Annotated in this window: 16 protein-coding genes; 9 read left to right on the forward strand and 7 right to left on the reverse strand. The window is 64.1% G+C overall.

Annotated features, from left to right (window positions below; genetic code table 11):
• The first annotated feature begins 4 nt into the window (after positions 1-4).
• The 3 genes from ACZ0AV_RS18665 (at position 5) to ACZ0AV_RS18675 (ending at position 2,863) form a co-directional block, all read left to right on the forward strand.
• Entirely contained in the window at positions 5-949 is a 945-nt protein-coding gene (locus ACZ0AV_RS18665) for a Nudix family hydrolase (protein ID WP_499152410.1), read from the forward strand.
• 73 nt (positions 950-1,022) lie between these two features.
• Positions 1,023-1,952 carry an AEC family transporter gene (locus ACZ0AV_RS18670; RefSeq protein WP_499152411.1) on the forward strand — a complete coding sequence of 310 codons (930 nt, stop codon included), beginning with the start codon at positions 1,023-1,025 and terminating at the stop codon, positions 1,950-1,952.
• A gap of 20 nt (positions 1,953-1,972) precedes the next feature.
• Positions 1,973-2,863 (forward strand): RluA family pseudouridine synthase, encoded by an 891-nt coding sequence (locus ACZ0AV_RS18675; protein WP_499152412.1) that lies wholly within the window; start codon positions 1,973-1,975, stop codon positions 2,861-2,863.
• On the opposite strand, the gene ACZ0AV_RS18680 is transcribed toward ACZ0AV_RS18675, so the two are convergent.
• The 4 genes from ACZ0AV_RS18680 to ACZ0AV_RS18695 all read right to left on the reverse strand — a co-directional run bounded on the left by ACZ0AV_RS18680 (position 2,853) and on the right by ACZ0AV_RS18695 (position 7,407).
• Positions 2,853-3,428: a cob(I)yrinic acid a,c-diamide adenosyltransferase gene (locus tag ACZ0AV_RS18680; RefSeq protein ID WP_499152413.1), complete on the reverse strand. Its 576-nt coding sequence runs from the start codon at positions 3,426-3,428 to the stop codon at positions 2,853-2,855. The genes ACZ0AV_RS18675 and ACZ0AV_RS18680 overlap by 11 nt on opposite strands.
• Positions 3,429-3,448: 20 nt before the next feature.
• A complete protein-coding gene (locus ACZ0AV_RS18685) occupies positions 3,449-5,452 on the reverse strand; it encodes an ATP-binding protein (RefSeq protein WP_499152414.1) in 2,004 nt (667 codons plus the stop codon).
• Between the two features lie 84 nt (positions 5,453-5,536).
• On the reverse strand, positions 5,537-6,448 hold the full coding sequence (locus tag ACZ0AV_RS18690; RefSeq protein WP_499152415.1) for a putative 2-dehydropantoate 2-reductase: 912 nt from the start codon (positions 6,446-6,448) through the stop codon (positions 5,537-5,539).
• A complete protein-coding gene (locus ACZ0AV_RS18695) occupies positions 6,445-7,407 on the reverse strand; it encodes a GGDEF domain-containing response regulator (protein ID WP_499152416.1) in 963 nt (320 codons plus the stop codon). Before ACZ0AV_RS18695 ends, ACZ0AV_RS18690 begins: the two co-directional genes overlap by 4 nt.
• 279 nt (positions 7,408-7,686) lie before the next feature.
• Between ACZ0AV_RS18695 and ACZ0AV_RS18700 the strand changes: the two genes are divergently transcribed.
• Entirely contained in the window at positions 7,687-8,166 is a 480-nt protein-coding gene (locus ACZ0AV_RS18700) for a YajQ family cyclic di-GMP-binding protein (protein ID WP_499152417.1), read from the forward strand.
• Positions 8,167-8,278: 112 nt separating this feature from the next.
• Positions 8,279-9,115, forward strand: coding sequence for a mechanosensitive ion channel family protein (locus ACZ0AV_RS18705; protein WP_499152418.1), 837 nt, complete (start codon positions 8,279-8,281; stop codon positions 9,113-9,115).
• A 60-nt stretch (positions 9,116-9,175) separates the two neighbouring features.
• Here the strand turns inward: ACZ0AV_RS18705 and ACZ0AV_RS18710 are convergent, their stop codons facing one another.
• Together ACZ0AV_RS18710 and ACZ0AV_RS18715 are read right to left on the reverse strand one after the other, a co-directional pair.
• Positions 9,176-10,720 carry an AmpG family muropeptide MFS transporter gene (locus tag ACZ0AV_RS18710; protein ID WP_499152419.1) on the reverse strand — a complete coding sequence of 515 codons (1,545 nt, stop codon included), beginning with the start codon at positions 10,718-10,720 and terminating at the stop codon, positions 9,176-9,178.
• A 102-nt stretch (positions 10,721-10,822) separates the two neighbouring features.
• Positions 10,823-11,191: an MGMT family protein gene (locus ACZ0AV_RS18715; RefSeq protein WP_499152420.1), complete on the reverse strand. Its 369-nt coding sequence runs from the start codon at positions 11,189-11,191 to the stop codon at positions 10,823-10,825.
• Positions 11,192-11,346: 155 nt separating this feature from the next.
• Here ACZ0AV_RS18715 and ACZ0AV_RS18720 point away from each other — a divergent pair, with 155 nt between their 5' ends.
• Entirely contained in the window at positions 11,347-12,351 is a 1,005-nt protein-coding gene (locus ACZ0AV_RS18720; protein WP_499152421.1) for a DUF481 domain-containing protein, read from the forward strand.
• A 77-nt stretch (positions 12,352-12,428) separates the two neighbouring features.
• On the opposite strand, the gene ACZ0AV_RS18725 is transcribed toward ACZ0AV_RS18720, so the two are convergent.
• Positions 12,429-13,187, reverse strand: coding sequence for an SDR family oxidoreductase (locus tag ACZ0AV_RS18725; RefSeq protein ID WP_499152422.1), 759 nt, complete (start codon positions 13,185-13,187; stop codon positions 12,429-12,431).
• Between the two features lie 91 nt (positions 13,188-13,278).
• Between ACZ0AV_RS18725 and ACZ0AV_RS18730 the strand changes: the two genes are divergently transcribed.
• From ACZ0AV_RS18730 to ACZ0AV_RS18740, 3 genes are all read left to right on the forward strand, one after another.
• Positions 13,279-14,010: a HugZ family pyridoxamine 5'-phosphate oxidase gene (locus ACZ0AV_RS18730; protein WP_499152423.1), complete on the forward strand. Its 732-nt coding sequence runs from the start codon at positions 13,279-13,281 to the stop codon at positions 14,008-14,010.
• Between the two features lie 63 nt (positions 14,011-14,073).
• Positions 14,074-14,538 (forward strand): FxsA family protein, encoded by a 465-nt coding sequence (locus ACZ0AV_RS18735; protein ID WP_499152424.1) that lies wholly within the window; start codon positions 14,074-14,076, stop codon positions 14,536-14,538.
• Between the two features lie 271 nt (positions 14,539-14,809).
• Positions 14,810-15,103, forward strand: a complete 294-nt coding sequence (locus ACZ0AV_RS18740; protein WP_042554944.1) for a co-chaperone GroES — start codon at positions 14,810-14,812, stop codon at positions 15,101-15,103.
• Positions 15,104-15,133 lie beyond the last annotated feature (30 nt).

Raw genomic sequence — 15,133 nt, forward strand, 5'->3', positions numbered from 1 at the left:
ACCTGTGAAACGCGTGCATGTAGCAGCGGCGGTGATTCGCGGTGAGGACGGTCGCATCCTCATTGCCAGGCGGCCCGATGACAAGCATCAGGGCGGGCTCTGGGAGTTCCCGGGTGGCAAGGTCGAGGAGGGCGAAGCAGTGCTGGCCGCATTGTCGCGCGAGCTGCACGAAGAGTTGGCCATTCGTCTCGACAGCGCCCGCCCGCTAATCCAGGTGCGCCACGACTACCCTGACAAGCAGGTGTTGCTCGACGTCTGGGAGGTCAGCCGCTTCATCGGCGAGCCACACGGCGCCGAAGGCCAGCCGCTGGCCTGGGTAAGTACGCGGCAGCTGGGCGACTACGAGTTTCCGGCAGCCAACCGGCCGATCATCGCGGCGGCGCGGCTGCCCGATCACTATCTGATAACTCCGGACGACCTTGACGGCCCACCGTTGCTGGCCGGTATCCGTGCGGCGATCGGTCGGGGCGTGCGCCTCATCCAGCTGCGCGCACCGGCGATGTTCGATGCCCAGTACCGTGACCTGGCAGTGGACATCCAGGGGCTGTGTGCCGGCAAGGCGCAGCTGATGCTCAAGGGACCGCTGGAGTGGCTTGGCGACTTCCCCGCTGCGGGTTGGCACCTGACCGCCGAACAGCTGCGCAAGTACGCTGCCAAGGGCCGTCCGCTGGCTGCGGACCGCTGGCTGGCCGCCTCGTGCCATAGCGCTGAAGAGTTGCAGCTGGCCACCCAGATTGGCGCCGATTTCGTCACTCTGTCGCCGCTGCAGGCCACCCAGACCCACCCCAATGCGTCGCCGCTGGGCTGGGAGCAGGCCAGCACGCTGTTGCAGGGGTTCAACCAGCCCTGCTACCTGCTGGGCGGCGTCGGCCCGCAGCACACGGAGCAGGCCAGGCAAGCCGGCGCTCAGGGGGTGGCCGGGATTCGCGCGTTCTGGCCCGAACAGTAGGCCGCCGCCGCTTGTCCCGAGCGGCGCCAGCACCTACCCTGCGTGGTCTTTTCAGGTAAGAGTCCTTCGGCCCATGGCCACGGTTTTCAACGTCATCCTGCCGATTTTCGCGCTGATACTCGCCGGTTTCGCTTGCCGACGATTGGGCTTGCTGGGCGCCAGCGCGGCGTCCGAGATCAACCGCATGGTGGTCTGGCTGTGCCTGCCAGCCCTGCTCTTCGAAGCCATGGCCACGGCGGTTTGGGAGCAGATCTGGCAGCCGGGCTTCATCCTCGCCTACGGCATCGCCACCCTGGGTATCTTTGCCACGGTGCTGTTGTGGCGCCTGCGCAGCACGGGCAGCCTGGCCGACGCCAGCGTGCAGGGGCTCAGCGCCTCCTACGCCAATACTGGCTACATGGGCATCCCGTTGTGCCTGCTGGTATTCGGCGACGCCGGCATGGAGCCGGCACTGATCGCCTGCCTTATCGTCATCTGTGTGTTGTTTGCGCTCGCGGTAGTGTGTATCGAGGTCGGCCTGCAGAACGAGAAGAGCGTTCTGCGGGCTATCGGCAAGGTGCTCGTCGCCTTGCTGAAGAACCCCATCGTCATGGCACCGCTGCTCGGCGCACTATGGGCCGCTACGGCGCAGCCCCTGCCTGCGCCGCTGCACCAGTTTCTCAAGCTGCTCGCCGCGGCCACCGGACCCTGTGCGTTGATCGCCCTGGGCCTGTTTCTGGCACACAGGCAGACCGGGCCGCGGCAATGGGGTAGCGGCCTGGTGCTGATTAAACTGATCGGCCATCCGCTGCTTACCTGGCTGCTGGCCGTTCATGTGTTCCGCCTGCCGACGATGTGGGCGCATGCCGCGCTGCTGCTCAGCGCATTGCCGACCGGCACCGGGCCGTTCATGCTGGCCGAGTTCTACCGGCGCGATGGCGCCCAGGTATCGGGCACCATTCTGCTGTCGACCCTGGGGTCGCTGGTAACGCTGTCGATCTGCCTGTACCTGATCGCCCCTTGACCACCGTGCCGGAGCCCCGCATGGCCGCGACTGATTCACCTGCCACCCTCATGAAACCCAGTACCCTGCACCTGCCGGCAGGTACGTGGGCGACGGTGCTCGACTGTCTGTGTGCGCACTTCCCGGCGATTTCCCGCGAGACCTGGCAGGAGCGGATGGCGCGTGGGCGCGTGCTGGATGCACAGGGGGCGCCGATTGCCGCCAACCATCCCTATCGGGTCGGCCTGCGCGTGCATTATTTTCGCGAGGTGCAGGCCGAGCCGCCGATCCCCTTCGACGAGGCCATTGTGCACCTCGACGAGCACCTGCTGGTGGCAGACAAACCGCATTTCCTGTCGGTGATGCCAGCGGGTGCCTACGTCGAACAGACGCTGTTGGCGCGCCTCGTCAGGCGCACGGGCAACCCTGACCTGGTGCCATTGCACCGCATCGACCGGCACACCGCCGGGCTGGTGCTGTTCTCCACCAACTCGCAGAGCCGCGGGCGCTACCAGGCACTGTTTCGCGAGCGCGCCATCGACAAGCGCTACGAGGCGTTGGCAGCGCCGTTGCCTGATTTGCAGTTTCCGTTGCTGCGCGAGACGCGCTTCGAGGCGGGCGAGCCGTTCTTTCGCATGCGTGAGGCGCCGGGCGAGGCCAACACCAGAACACGTATTGAGGTCATCGAACGGCGAGCGGACTGCTGGCTATATGGCCTCGAGCCGGTCACCGGCAAGAAGCACCAGCTGCGCGTGCACATGGCCGCGCTCGGCGCGGCGATCCTCAATGACCCGTTCTACCCTGAAGTGAGCTGCGCCGAGGGCGAGCCCGACGATTACAGCCGGCCGCTGAAATTGTTGGCCCGCGGGCTGTCTTTCGTCGACCCTCTGAACGGTGAGCTTCGCCGGTTCGCGAGCAGCCTCAGCCTTTAGCGGCTGCCTGCCAGAGCACTTCGTCGATGCCCTGGCGCCTGGCGATCAGCCGCGCCGCCACAAACAGCAGGTCGGACAGGCGGTTGATGTACGCCAGTAGCTCGCCACGCAGCGGCTCGCTGGCATGCAACTGGCCGCAGCGCCGTTCGGCCGTGCGCGCACTGCTGCGGCACAGGTGGGCCTGGGCGATCAGCCGGGAGCCGCCAGGCAGGATGAAGTTGGTCAGCGGGCCGACTTCCTCGTTCCAGCGATCGATGGCGGCTTCCAGGCGTTCGATTTCGACGGCCTGCAGAGCCTGATAATCCGGCATCGCCAGCTCGCCGCCGAGGTCGAACAGGCGATGCTGGCAGGGTGCGAGCACCTCGATCAGTTCGGCAAGCGCCGGGTGGCTTGCCTGCTGTTCGAGCAGGTCGGCGAGCAGCAGGCCCAACTGGCTGTTCAACGTGTCCACCTCGCCGATGGCCTCGATGCGCGGGTGGTCTTTGGCCACGCGGCGGCCGTCGGCCAGGCCGGTTTGCCCGGCATCGCCGGTGCGTGTGTAGATTTTCGACAGTCGATAGCCCATGAGGTCTCCGAGACGCTGGTTCAGTTGCTGATACCGATGGGCAGGCGCAAGGTGAAGCAGGTGCCCTGGCCGGTGCGCGAATGCACTTCCATCTGGCCCTTGTGGTTGTTGGTGACGATGAAGTACGACACGGACAGGCCGAGGCCGGTGCCCTGGCCGACCTCCTTGGTGGTGAAGAAGGGCTCGAAGATGCGCTTGCGCACCGACTCCGGGATGCCCACACCGTTGTCTTCCACCTGCACCTCGGCCCAGGGCGGCGCCAGGCGTGTGCGCAGGATGATCTTGCCGGCAACGCTGTCGTCATCGCGCAGGTGAATGGCCTGGGCGGCATTCTTCAGCAGGTTGAGCAGCACTTGCTCGAGTTCGTTGGCGATGCCCGGAATCGGCCCGAGCTGCGGATCGAATTCGCGCTGGATGAGCAGGCTCTTGAAGTCGAAGCTTTCGGTCAGGTCGAAGTCGTTGCTGGCGATCTCCACCGCCTGGTCGATCAGCGCCGGCAACTGGCATGGCGACAGTTGCCGGTTGCTGAGCCGGCTGAAACTGAGCATGTGGGTGACGATCTTCGAGGCGCGGGTACCTGCCTGCTGGATGCCGTCGAGCAGCATGGGGATTTCCCGCGCGGTCAGGTACTGGTCGATGGCCGGCAGGCTGACGCCAGCCACTTCGGCCTGTTCCTGGTTGCGTGGCAGTTCGGGCGACAGCCGCCGACGGATGTTCTGCACGTTGTGCAGGATGGCGCCCAGCGGGTTGTTGATCTCGTGGGCCATGCCCGCAGCCAGGCCGCCCACGGAAAGCATTTTCTCCGACTGCACCATCATTTCTTCAAGGTTCAGGCGCTGAGTGATGTCGTCGATGCGGATTACCACACCACGGCCTATGCTGCCGATCAACGGGTAGAAGGTCAGCGCGTAGTGGTGCGGCTCGTCGTCGCGAATCCAGGTAACCCGTTCGATCTTCTCGACCCGGTGCTGCTCGGCGGTGCGCTTGAGCTTGGAGAGGTAAGGCTTGAGCGGCGGGAAGGCGAGAAACACCGGCTGGTTCACCGCCTCGTCCAGGGAGGTGCCGGAAAGTGCGCTGGCTTCCTTGTTCCACTGCGCCACGTAGAGCTGTTCGTCGAGGGCGATGAGGGCCGAGGGCATGGAGTCGATGATGCTGTTGAGGTAGTTCTGGAAACCGGTGAGCTTTTTCTCGATCTTGCTGCGCACCTGCACTTCGAGCTCCAGCTTGCGGTTCGACAGGCGGGTTTCCTCGGCCAGGCCCTGGGCCTGATTGTAGGCTTCCTCGGAATCGTCACGGGCGCGCTTGAGCTGCTGCTCGCGGGCCTCGATGCGCGTCAGCATGGTATTGAAGGCCTCGGCCAGGCTGCCGATCTCGTCCTGATTGCCACGCCGGGCGCGCAGCGAATAGTTCTCCTCGCGGGTCACCTGGCGGGTCAGTTCTTCCAGGCGTTTGATCGGGCTGGTGACCAGCCGGCGAATCTGCCGCGCCACCAGCAGCCACAGCACCAGGCTGAAGCCAAGGATCACCAGACTGGCGGTGACCGTGCCGGTGTAGAACGCGCCAGGCAGTTCGCTAGAGGCGACCAGCAGCAGGTAACCCGGGGGAGCATCGGCCTGGGGCAGCTCGACCAGTTGGTTGGCACGAAACTCACCGAGGCGCCAGCTATCCAGCTCGTCGACCCGCGTGGGCAACTGCAGTTTTTCACCGCGCTGCAGTTGCGCCAGGCTGTCGCCATTGGCGTCGTAGATCACCGCTGCGCGCAACGGCGCGTAGCCGTCCAGGCGCCTGAGCAGGTCGTTGGCCGCTGCGGGCGAGCTCAGCGCCTCACGGCTCAGGGGCGGGCTGGCGATCAGCCGGCTGAGGGTCTGCAGCGCCTGTGGGGCGACGCTTTCCTGAGATATCCAGTAGGCGGCGCTGATGAACGTCATGTTGGCCACTACCAGCACGGCAGTCAGGAGCACCAGCAGGGCGGCGAGCAGCTTACGGCCAACGGGCAGGTTCTTGAGGCGGTGGCGCAGGCGCATGGGGCTGTATCGTGGTGGCAGGCGAGCGGGCAGGTTAGGGCCTGTTTACCCCCCGGCGCAAGCGTTGGCAGCCCAGCGTGTCGATCAGTGGCGCGGCAATCCGCGGGCATCCAGGTGGGCTAGCAGGCGCTGGTGAACGGTCTGCAGGCGAGGCAACTGCAGCCCGGCACGGCTGCCGGCTGTGCAGGCGTAACCGAGCAGGTAGGCGACCTCGGTGCGACGCCCCTGGGCGACATCCTGGTACATGGAGGAGTAGTTGGCCGCCGTGGCATCGATCACCCGCCAGACCGTGGTCTGGAGATCGTCGGCGGCCGCCACCTGAGCGCAACCGCGCAGTAGCACCGTCAGCTCAGCACACAGGTCATCGACCTCACTGCGGTGCGCCGTCAGTTCGCCGTTGCGGCAGCCATGCAGCACGGTCAGCGGATTGATCGCGCAATTGAGCGCCAGCTTGCGCCACAGCCGGGACACGATGTCCGGGCTCCAGGTATGGGCAATGGCGCTCTGCTGCAAATCGCTCAGCCAGCTCGGTGGTGTGGCATCGAGCGGATCGCCGAGCCAGGTGTGACCCTGGCCGGCGAACACCACGCGCCAGTCGCCGTCGCGGAAGGCGCCTTCGGTGCTGGAGGCGAACAGGCAGCGGCGGCCCGGCAGGCGCTCGACCACCTGGTCCTGGCTGCCGAGCCCATTCTGCATCTGGATCACCTCGGCGCCCGGGACCAGGCGATGAGCGACGCCTTCGACGGCGCTGGCGGCGTCATAAGCCTTGCAGGCCAGCAGCAGCCGCTGAATGGGCGTGTCATCGGCGAGGCTGTGTGCCTGGATCGGGTAGCGGTTGGCCCGGCCGTTCTCGACCAGGGTCAGCGCCCCGGCCTGGCGGTAGGAAGCCAGGCGCTGTTCATCACGCAGGATCAACTGCACCGATACACCGGCGCGAAACAGGCGGGCCGCCCACAGGCTGCCCATGCTGCCTGCGCCAAGTACGTGCCAGCTCACGGGCGCGGCAGGCGCATGGCAGTCACCCGGCCGCTGGCATGGGCTTCGGGCAGCAGGCGGGTGGCCAGGTCGAGCAGTTGCTGCTGCTCCAGCGGCAGGGCCTTGCTGTCCAGCCCCACCACGGCAATGCCGGCTTTCAGCGAAATGAAGCCTTCACTGGTCTTGAAGGCCTTGAGGTTGAGCCCTTCATGCAGGCGCTTGAAGCTGCTCGGTGAGCACTCATGCAGGTCGTCGAGCAGGGTGATCAGCGCGAAGTGGCGGTCGTCGAGGCTCACCAGCACGTCCAGCGGGCGCACCAATTGTTGCAGGCGCCGCGCCACGCTACGCAGCAGCTCGGTGTAGAACGCCGCGCCGTGGCGGCTGGTCAACTCGTCAACGCCCTGCAGGCCAAGCAGCAGGTAGCACAGGGCGCCGCCGCGCGATTCCACCTGGCGCAGGCTGTCGGCGAGTTTCTGCTTGAGGTAGCGCTCATTGCCCAGCCCGGTCAGCGGGTCGACGAGGTTGCGTTCCTCCAGGCTGGCGATGTTCTGTATCAGCAGGGTCTTTTCCTGCAGCAGCCGCTGCAGGGTATTGCACAGGCGGTCGGCGGCGAACACCCGTGGCAGCAATTGTTCGTTCATCGACGATTTGCTGATGAAGTCATCGACGCCGCGATCAAAGGCCTCGTTGAGGACGTTCTCGCCCTCCTTGCCGGTGAGCAGGATGATATAGGTGTAGTGCTCGGCCGACTCATCGAGCTGGCGCACCCGGCCGGTCAGCTCCAGGCCATCCATTTCCGGCATCAGCCAGTCGGCCAGCAGCACGCTGGCAGGACGTTGTTCGAGGTTACTGATGGCTTCGGCCGCGCTGCTGGCGAAGCGTACGTCCTGATAACCAGCCTGGCTCAGCGCACGGCCAATCATGGCGCTGGAGAACTTGGCGTCGTCCACCACCAGAATACTGAGATGGGGGTTGGGCATTTATGGCACTCGCAAGCAAGAAAACGGATCGAGGAAGGGGAGTAACCAATACAACGCCGAACGGTCTGTATCAGAGAGCGGATATAATGATCGCGCCAATTCTATCGTCAAGCCATCCGCGCGATTTGCGGGCAACTTATTCACGATCTCGCGAACTGGAACTCAGCAAGGCTTCAAGGCCTGTCACGGCGACCGCTTTCGGGCGGTGGCGCAGATCCATGCGCAGTTGATCGGGAATCGGATCCCATTAGAATCGCGCTTTTTTACAGGAGCAATTGCATGCCCTCGTTCGACGTGGTGTCGGAACTGGATAAACACGAACTCACCAACGCCCTGGACAATGCGGCCAAGGAACTTGAGCGGCGTTTCGACCTGCGCGGCAAGTGCAGCTTCGAGACCAAGGACAAGGCCGTGACCCTGACAGCCGAGGCAGACTTCATGCTCGAGCAGATGCTCGAGATCATTCGCGCCTGCCTGATCAAGCGCAAGATCGACAGCCAGTGCATGGAAACCAAGGATGCCTACGCCTCCGGCAAGGTGGTCAAGCAGGAACTGGAGTTCCGCGAAGGCATCGACAAGGAGCTGGCCAAGAAGATCGTCGCCCACATCAAGGACGCCAAACTCAAGGTGCAGGCCGCCATTCAGGGCGAGCAGGTGCGGGTGACCGGCAAGAAGCGCGATGACCTGCAGGAATGCATCGCTTCGCTGCGCGGCAAGGAATTCGGCATGCCGCTGCAGTTCAACAACTTCCGCGATTGATGCGCCGGGGTTTGTGGAACCCCGGCAAAACCGCGGCAGTCGCACCTTTGACTGCCCCTACGAACGCCACGGCCTGCCGTGGCGTTTCTATCGTTGCTAGAAGGAGTGCCAGATGGATATGAGCGTCGACCAGTTGGTCGTCATGTCGCAGGCCTGGATCCCGGTATTGCTGCAGTACAGCGGCAAGCTGACCCTGGCCATCTTCACGCTGCTGATCGGCTGGTGGCTGATCAGCAAGGTGACCAACAGGGTCAGCGCGCTGATGGATGGCCGCAAGGTCGATCGCGCCCTGAGCAGTTTCATCGGCAGCCTGGCGAGCATCGTCCTGAAGGTGCTGCTGATCATCAGCGTGGCGTCGATGATCGGCGTCGAGACCACCTCGTTCATCGCGGTGATCGGTGCGGCCGGCCTGGCCATCGGCCTGGCGCTGCAGGGAAGCCTGGCGAATTTCGCCGGCGGGGTGCTGATCATGTTGTTTCGGCCGTTCAAGGCTGGCGATTTCATCGAAGCCCAGGGCATTTCCGGTTCGGTCGACTACATCCAGATCTTCCATACCGTGCTGCGCACCGGCGATAACAAAGTGGTGATCGTGCCCAACGGCACCCTGTCCAACGGCATCATCACCAACCACTCGCGGCAGGCCACCCGCCAGGTGCTGTATGACGTGAAGGTGGATTACGAGGCCGATCTGGCGAAGGCCCGCGAGGTGTTGCTGGAACTGTCCAGGGACGAGCGCGTGCACCAGGATCCGGCGCCAGTGGTGGTGGTTTCGAGCCTGGGCGAGACCTCGATCATTCTGTCGCTGCGCATGTGGACCTCGGCCGGCGACTACTGGCCGGTGATCTTCATGCTCAATGAAAATGTGCGTGATCGGCTGCGTGCCGGGGATGTCGAACTTGCGCACGCACCGCGCATGATCCAGGTCGTACAGCCAGGCAAGGAATACTGACCGGCGCTTCCATACGGACACTAAAGAGCCGACATCTGTCGGCTTTTTAGTGTCCGTGGGTCAGTCCTGCGGGGTGTCCGGCATGCTGCTCTGTGCCATCGGCCGGCCGCCATGGCGGTGCCATTGCACCAGGATCAGGATCAGGGTCGGGATGCCCATCAGCGCAGTGATCAGGAAGAAGTCGGCGTAGCCATACTTCTCCACCAGCACGCCGGAGTAACCGCCCATCAGGCGCGGCAGCAGCAGCATGATCGAGCTGAGCAGGGCGTACTGGGTCGCCGAGAACTTCAGGTTGGTCAGGCTCGACAGGTAGGCGACGAACGCAGCGGTGGCCATGCCGGAGCTGAAATTGTCGGCGGAGATGGTGAAGATCAGCATCTGCAGGTCTGTGCCCATGCCGGCCAGCATCAGGAACAGCAGGTTGGTGGCCGCCGAGGCCACGCCACCGATGAACAGGATCGGCATGATGCCGAAACGCACGATCAGCAGGCCACCGGCGCCCGCGCCGATCAGGGTCATGGCCAGCCCGAACAGCTTGCTGACGCTGGCGATCTGGTCTTTGGTGAAGCCCTGGTCGATGTAGAAGACGTTGGCCATCACGCCCATCACCGTGTCGGACATGCGGTAGGTGGCGATCAGCCCAAGCAGCAGCAGGGCCTGCCAGCGATAACGCAGGATGAAGTCGTTGACCGGCGTCAGCACCGGCGCCAGGCCGCGGCGACCAAAGGTGGACAGGCACAGGCAGGTGAGGATGGTGTAGAGAATGGCGCGCAGGAAGGCTCGATCCTCGAGCAGCAGGTCCCACAGGGTGGCTTCGCCGGTGATCAGGCTGGGAAAGTCGGTGTTGTACAGCTGGGTGAACATGGCCGGCACCGAGACCAGCAGGACGATCAGCACCAGCACCGAGGCGATCTGGTGGCTGAAACCGTATTTGGCGGCTGCCAGCTGGGTTTTCAGCGACACGTCGGGCTCTTTCATCCACAGGCTGGTGAGCAGGCCCGGCAGCATCAGCAGCGCGAACAGCAGGTAGGTGCCGGCCCAGGCGGCGTGCTGGTAGAGCAGGGTGGTCGAGCCCAGTCCTTCGGCGACGTAGAGCGCGCCAGCGGTGGCCAGCAGTGCGGCGACCCGGTAACCGGCCATGTAACTGGCGGCCAGCGCAGCCTGGCGGGTGTCGTCGACGATCTCCAGGCGATAGGCATCGACGGCGATGTCCTGGGTCGCCGAGGCAAAGGCCACCAGCACCGCCAGGGCGATCAGCCAGGTCAGGTGGGTATGGGGGTCGCACAGCGCCATGCCGCCCAGGCCGATGGCGATCAGGATTTGTGACAGCACCAGCCACGAGCGGCGCCGGCCGAGCTTGCCAAGCAGTGGCAGGCGCCACTGGTCGAGCAGCGGCGACCACACCCACTTGAACGCGTACGCCAGGCCGATGAGGCTGGCGAACCCGATGGTTTCCCGCGCCACGCCGGCCTCGCGCAGCCACACGGACAGGGTCGAGAACACCAGCATGTAAGGCAGGCCGGCGGCAAACCCGAGCAGCAGGAGAACCAGTGTCGATGGACTGGAATAGGCGGCGATCGCGTCGCGCCAGCTTTTACGATGCATTGAACGGGTTCGGCCTGGAGGGAGGGAACATGAGCAAATGGCGCACTCTAGGGGCTTGGGTCAGGTCGTGCAAGCCAGCCACGCCATGGTCACCTCGAGGTATCAGGCCTCGGGTTCCTGTGGGCGCCAGCCATGCCGCCGGATATCCACCCGGCCATTGTGGGATAGCACCCCTTCGACGCGCAATCGGGCACGTTGTTCAACGCCGCTTGGTGCATCGGCCGCCAGGCTCAGACGACCGCCTGCAGCGACCACCCGGTGCCAGGGCAACGTGCTGCCGTCCGGCAGCTGGCTCAGCGTGCGGCCCACCCAGCGGGCAGCGCGGCCAAGGCCGGCGAGTGCTGCCAACTGGCCGTAGGTGGCCACCTTGCCGGCCGGTACCTGGGCGAGCACCAGGTACAGGGCCTCGCGGCGCGCCTGCTGCGCGGCCTCGGCCAGTGGTGCGCTGTCATCCGGATGTCGCAAGGGCATGGCAGGCTCCTGTGGCAGGTACGTTCGGCGCAAACAGGCTTTTTCGCCTGCCATTCCTGAACTCACATGAATTCCGTCGGTCATTTCTTGCTCAATTGACGGGTATGCGGATAATGCCCGATTTTTACCGCGAACCGGAGCTGTAGCGCCCGCTTATGTTTACTCGAACCCTGTTGTGCCTGAGCCTCAGTGCGGCCGCTACGCCGCTGCTGGCCGATACCGTGTGGATGAAGAACGGTGATCGCCTGACCGGAACCATCAAGGTCCTCGACGGCGGCAAGCTGTTGCTGGAAACCGAGTATGGCGGTTCCATTCCGCTGGACTGGAAGAAGATCGCCACCCTCGACAGCACGCAGGAGCTGCTGGTCAAGGAAAACGACATCAGCGGGGAACGCGCCAAGTCCCTGCAGGCAGCCGACGCCGGCAAGGTCACCCTGGCCAACGGGAATGCGCCGAAGACCGTGGAGCTGGCGAGCATCAAGCAGATCATGAAGCCCAAGCCCTTCGTCGAAGACTTCATGTGGAAGGGCAACGTCGACGTGGCGATGGACTACAAGCGCGCCGAAAGCGACACCGATGACTACGACATCGACATGAAGACCCAGGCGCGGCATGGCAAATGGCGTCACAACGCGACGGTGGACTACAACCGCGAACTCAGGAACGACGTGGTCAGCACCGACAACTGGGGTACCGAATACGCCCTGGACCGCTTTCTGGACGAGCAGTGGTTCTGGCAGGGCCGCCTGGAATACAAGCGCGACAAGATCGAAGACCTGGAGCGCCAGCGCACGCTCGGTACCGGCCCGGGTTACCAGTTCTGGGACAACGAGCTGGGTGCATTCTCCGTGGCCAGCCTGCTGAACCGCTCCGATTACGAGTATGCCAATGGCGAGAAGGACAACTTCTACGCCATCAGCATGCGCTGGGATTACAACCGCTATCTGGTCGGCAAAACCTTCGAGCTGTTCAGCACCGGCGAAGTCGGCAAGCCCCTGGGCAACGCCGCCGATTACGCGCTGGATGCCGAAGTGGGCCTGCGTTACAAGGTCACCGATTGGGCGTCGCTGAACATGAAGGCCTCCAAGGATCAGGTCAGCGGCTCTGAAGGGGACAAGGACGAAACCCGCTACACCCTGGGCTTCGGTGTGGGCTGGTAACGCCGGTACGCATGCCCCATGAAAAAGCCCCGCCTGATGCGTCGCCTGATGCGGGGCTTTTTCATGGGCGCCGTCTGCTACAGACGCACGCCACCGTCGAGCTCGAGAATGCGCCCGGTGAAGTAATCGTTTTCCAGCAGGTAGGCGACCGAATGGGCGATTTCCCGCGGTTTGCCGAGGCGCTTGAGCGGAATCACCGCGGTCATGCGCTCCAGAGCCTCGGGCTTCATGCTGGCGACCATGTCGGTTTCGATGAAGCCCGGCGCCACGCCGGCCACCCGAATGCCGTAGCGCGCCAGTTCGCGCGCCCAGACCACGGTGTCGGCGGCCACCCCGGCCTTGGCGGCCGAGTAGTTGGCCTGGCCTATGTTGCCGGCACGCGAAACCGAGGAAATATTGATGATTGCCCCTTCGTTCTGCAGCTCGATCATTTTCGCCGCCACCTCACGGGTGCACAGGAACACGCCGGTCAGGTTCACGTCGATCACCGACTGCCACTGGGCCAGGCTCATCTTGCTCATCTCGCCGTCCTTGACCTTGATGGTCAAACCGTCGCGCAGGATCCCGGCATTGTTGATCAGGCCATTGATCGAGCCGAAATCCTCGGCGATCTGCGCAATGGTCTGGGTCACCTGCTCTTCGCTGGCCACGTTGCACAGGTAGGTGCGCGCCTGCACGCCTAGGGCCCGGCAAGCGGCGGCGGTGTCGTCGAGCTTGTCCTGATTGAGATCGACCAGTGCCAGGCGCACGCGTTTCTCCGCGAGGTACTCGGCCATGGCCCGGCCGAGCCCCTGGCCGCCGCCGGTGATGATGATGACCTTGTCTTCGAGTTGCATGCCAATCCCCTTCGACTCACATGGCGGGATGCCGTAAGAGGACTGTAGCGATTATCCTAGGCACTTGTCTGCGTCCATCAGGAGTCGTGATATGAGTGTGCAAGCCAAGCGCCAGGCCCGGGAGCTTCTGCTCAGGGAGTACCGTGGCGCGCTGTCCACTCAGTCCAGGGCCATGCCCGGATTTCCCTTCGGTTCGGTGGTGCCCTACTGCCTGGACGCCCAAGGCTGGCCGCTGATCCTGATCAGCCGTATTGCGCAGCACACCCACAACCTCAAGGCCGATGGCAAATGTTCGCTGCTGGTCGCCGAACGCGGCGCCGACGACGTGCAGGCGGTGGGGCGGCTGACGCTGCTGGCCGAGGCAAGGATGCTGGCCGAGGCGGCCGAAATCGAGGCGGCTGCCGAGCGCTATTACCGATACTTCCCCGAGTCGCGCGGCTACCATGACGCCCACGACTTCGATTTTTGGCGCCTTGAACCGGTGCGTTGGCGATTCATCGGCGGATTCGGGGCGATTCACTGGCTCGATGACGTGGCACTGGCCAATCCGTTCGCCGGGGCTATCGAACGGCGTATGCTCGAACACATGAACAGCGACCATGCCGACGCCATCGCGCACTACCTGGCGTTGAGCGGCCTGCCTGGCGAGGAGACCGCGCAGATGGTCGGCATCGACGGTGAAGGTTTTCACCTGCGGGTCGGGCAACGCCTGCACTGGCTGGCTTTTCCAATATCCTGTAACACTGCCGGGGAGGTGCGCGAGGCCTTGGTACAGCTGGCGCGGGCCGATATCTGGCCCGGACAATTCGAGGCTTCAGCTTGAATTAAGCGCAAGGCCCCATACTTCCCTCCTACTGGAAGGCGTTCTTCCGTAAAGGAAACCGTGATGCGCATATTCATGTTGTTGTTTTTGCTGTTCCCGATTTTCGAATTGGCCGTGCTGATTTCGGTGGGCAGTGCCATTGGCGTGCTGCCGACCATCGCGCTGGTGATTGCCACGTCGATCTTCGGCGCTCTGATGCTGCGCATTGCCGGCATCACCACCGCGTGGCGTGCTCGCGAGCGGCTGGCCCGCGGCGAGATGCCCGACCAGGAAGTGTTGCAGGGCCTGATGATGGCCGTCGGCGGCGGCCTGTTGCTGTTGCCCGGTTTCATCAGTGACGTGATCGGTGTGCTGTGTCTGCTGCCGTTCACGCGCCGCAAGCTGGTCGAACGGGTACGTCGCCGTGCCGCCGAACAGGCCGAGCGCCGTCGTGCCTTCGCGGACGATCTGGCAGCGCGCAATGGCCAGCCGGGGCCTGGCGCCAGTCGGCCGAACGTCCTCGAAGGCGAGTACGAACGCCGCGAGTGATACCCCGCATCAGGCTGCAAACGAGCCCCGGTCTGGCCATGCCAGCCCGGGGCTCGGCATTTCTGCGCGGGCGTCGGTAACGCGCCGGCGGCGTAAAAATTTTCGCCCGTGCCCTTGAATTGCTCTTGTTCGACCTTATGTAGCGGTCACCGCAAGGTTTTTTCAGCGTTCCGCGCTGAAACATATTTCGGCGCTACGTGTAATGCGCAGCGCCATGATCCTGCCGGTGAGAACACCGGTTGAAGTCAACAACTATTGGGAGAGATCGACAATGAAGCTTCGTCCTTTGCATGACCGCGTCGTGATCCGTCGCAGCGAAGAAGAAACCAAAACCGCTGGCGGTATCGTGCTGCCGGGTTCGGCTGCAGAAAAGCCGAATCAGGGCGAAATCGTTGCTGTCGGCACTGGCCGTGTTCTGGATAGCGGTGAAGTCCGCGCGCTGGCCGTCAAGGTCGGTGACAAAGTGGTTTTCGGCCCGTATTCGGGCAGCAACACCGTCAAAGTCGACGGCGAAGACCTGCTGGTGATGAGCGAGAACGAAATCCTCGCTGTCGTCGAAGCCTGATTTCCCGCGAATCTCCGTTTAACCGTCAAG

This window comes from Pseudomonas sp. AC532, assembly GCF_979258965.1.

Bases quoted from the DNA above. Each gene is read 5' to 3' on its own strand.
- ACZ0AV_RS18725 (WP_499152422.1), bottom strand. From the start codon at position 13,187: ATGCAACTCGAAGACAAGGTCATCATCATCACCGGCGGCGGCCAGGGG.
- ACZ0AV_RS18675 (WP_499152412.1), top strand. From the start codon at position 1,973: ATGGCCGCGACTGATTCACCTGCCACCCTCATGAAACCCAGTACCCTG.
- ACZ0AV_RS18720 (WP_499152421.1), top strand. From the start codon at position 11,347: ATGTTTACTCGAACCCTGTTGTGCCTGAGCCTCAGTGCGGCCGCTACG.
- ACZ0AV_RS18715 (WP_499152420.1), bottom strand. From the start codon at position 11,191: ATGCCCTTGCGACATCCGGATGACAGCGCACCACTGGCCGAGGCCGCG.
- ACZ0AV_RS18705 (WP_499152418.1), top strand. From the start codon at position 8,279: ATGGATATGAGCGTCGACCAGTTGGTCGTCATGTCGCAGGCCTGGATC.
- ACZ0AV_RS18680 (WP_499152413.1), bottom strand. From the start codon at position 3,428: ATGGGCTATCGACTGTCGAAAATCTACACACGCACCGGCGATGCCGGG.
- ACZ0AV_RS18740 (WP_042554944.1), top strand. From the start codon at position 14,810: ATGAAGCTTCGTCCTTTGCATGACCGCGTCGTGATCCGTCGCAGCGAA.
- ACZ0AV_RS18710 (WP_499152419.1), bottom strand. From the start codon at position 10,720: ATGCATCGTAAAAGCTGGCGCGACGCGATCGCCGCCTATTCCAGTCCA.
- ACZ0AV_RS18730 (WP_499152423.1), top strand. From the start codon at position 13,279: ATGAGTGTGCAAGCCAAGCGCCAGGCCCGGGAGCTTCTGCTCAGGGAG.
- ACZ0AV_RS18670 (WP_499152411.1), top strand. From the start codon at position 1,023: ATGGCCACGGTTTTCAACGTCATCCTGCCGATTTTCGCGCTGATACTC.
- ACZ0AV_RS18735 (WP_499152424.1), top strand. From the start codon at position 14,074: ATGCGCATATTCATGTTGTTGTTTTTGCTGTTCCCGATTTTCGAATTG.
- ACZ0AV_RS18700 (WP_499152417.1), top strand. From the start codon at position 7,687: ATGCCCTCGTTCGACGTGGTGTCGGAACTGGATAAACACGAACTCACC.
- ACZ0AV_RS18685 (WP_499152414.1), bottom strand. From the start codon at position 5,452: ATGCGCCTGCGCCACCGCCTCAAGAACCTGCCCGTTGGCCGTAAGCTG.
- ACZ0AV_RS18695 (WP_499152416.1), bottom strand. From the start codon at position 7,407: ATGCCCAACCCCCATCTCAGTATTCTGGTGGTGGACGACGCCAAGTTC.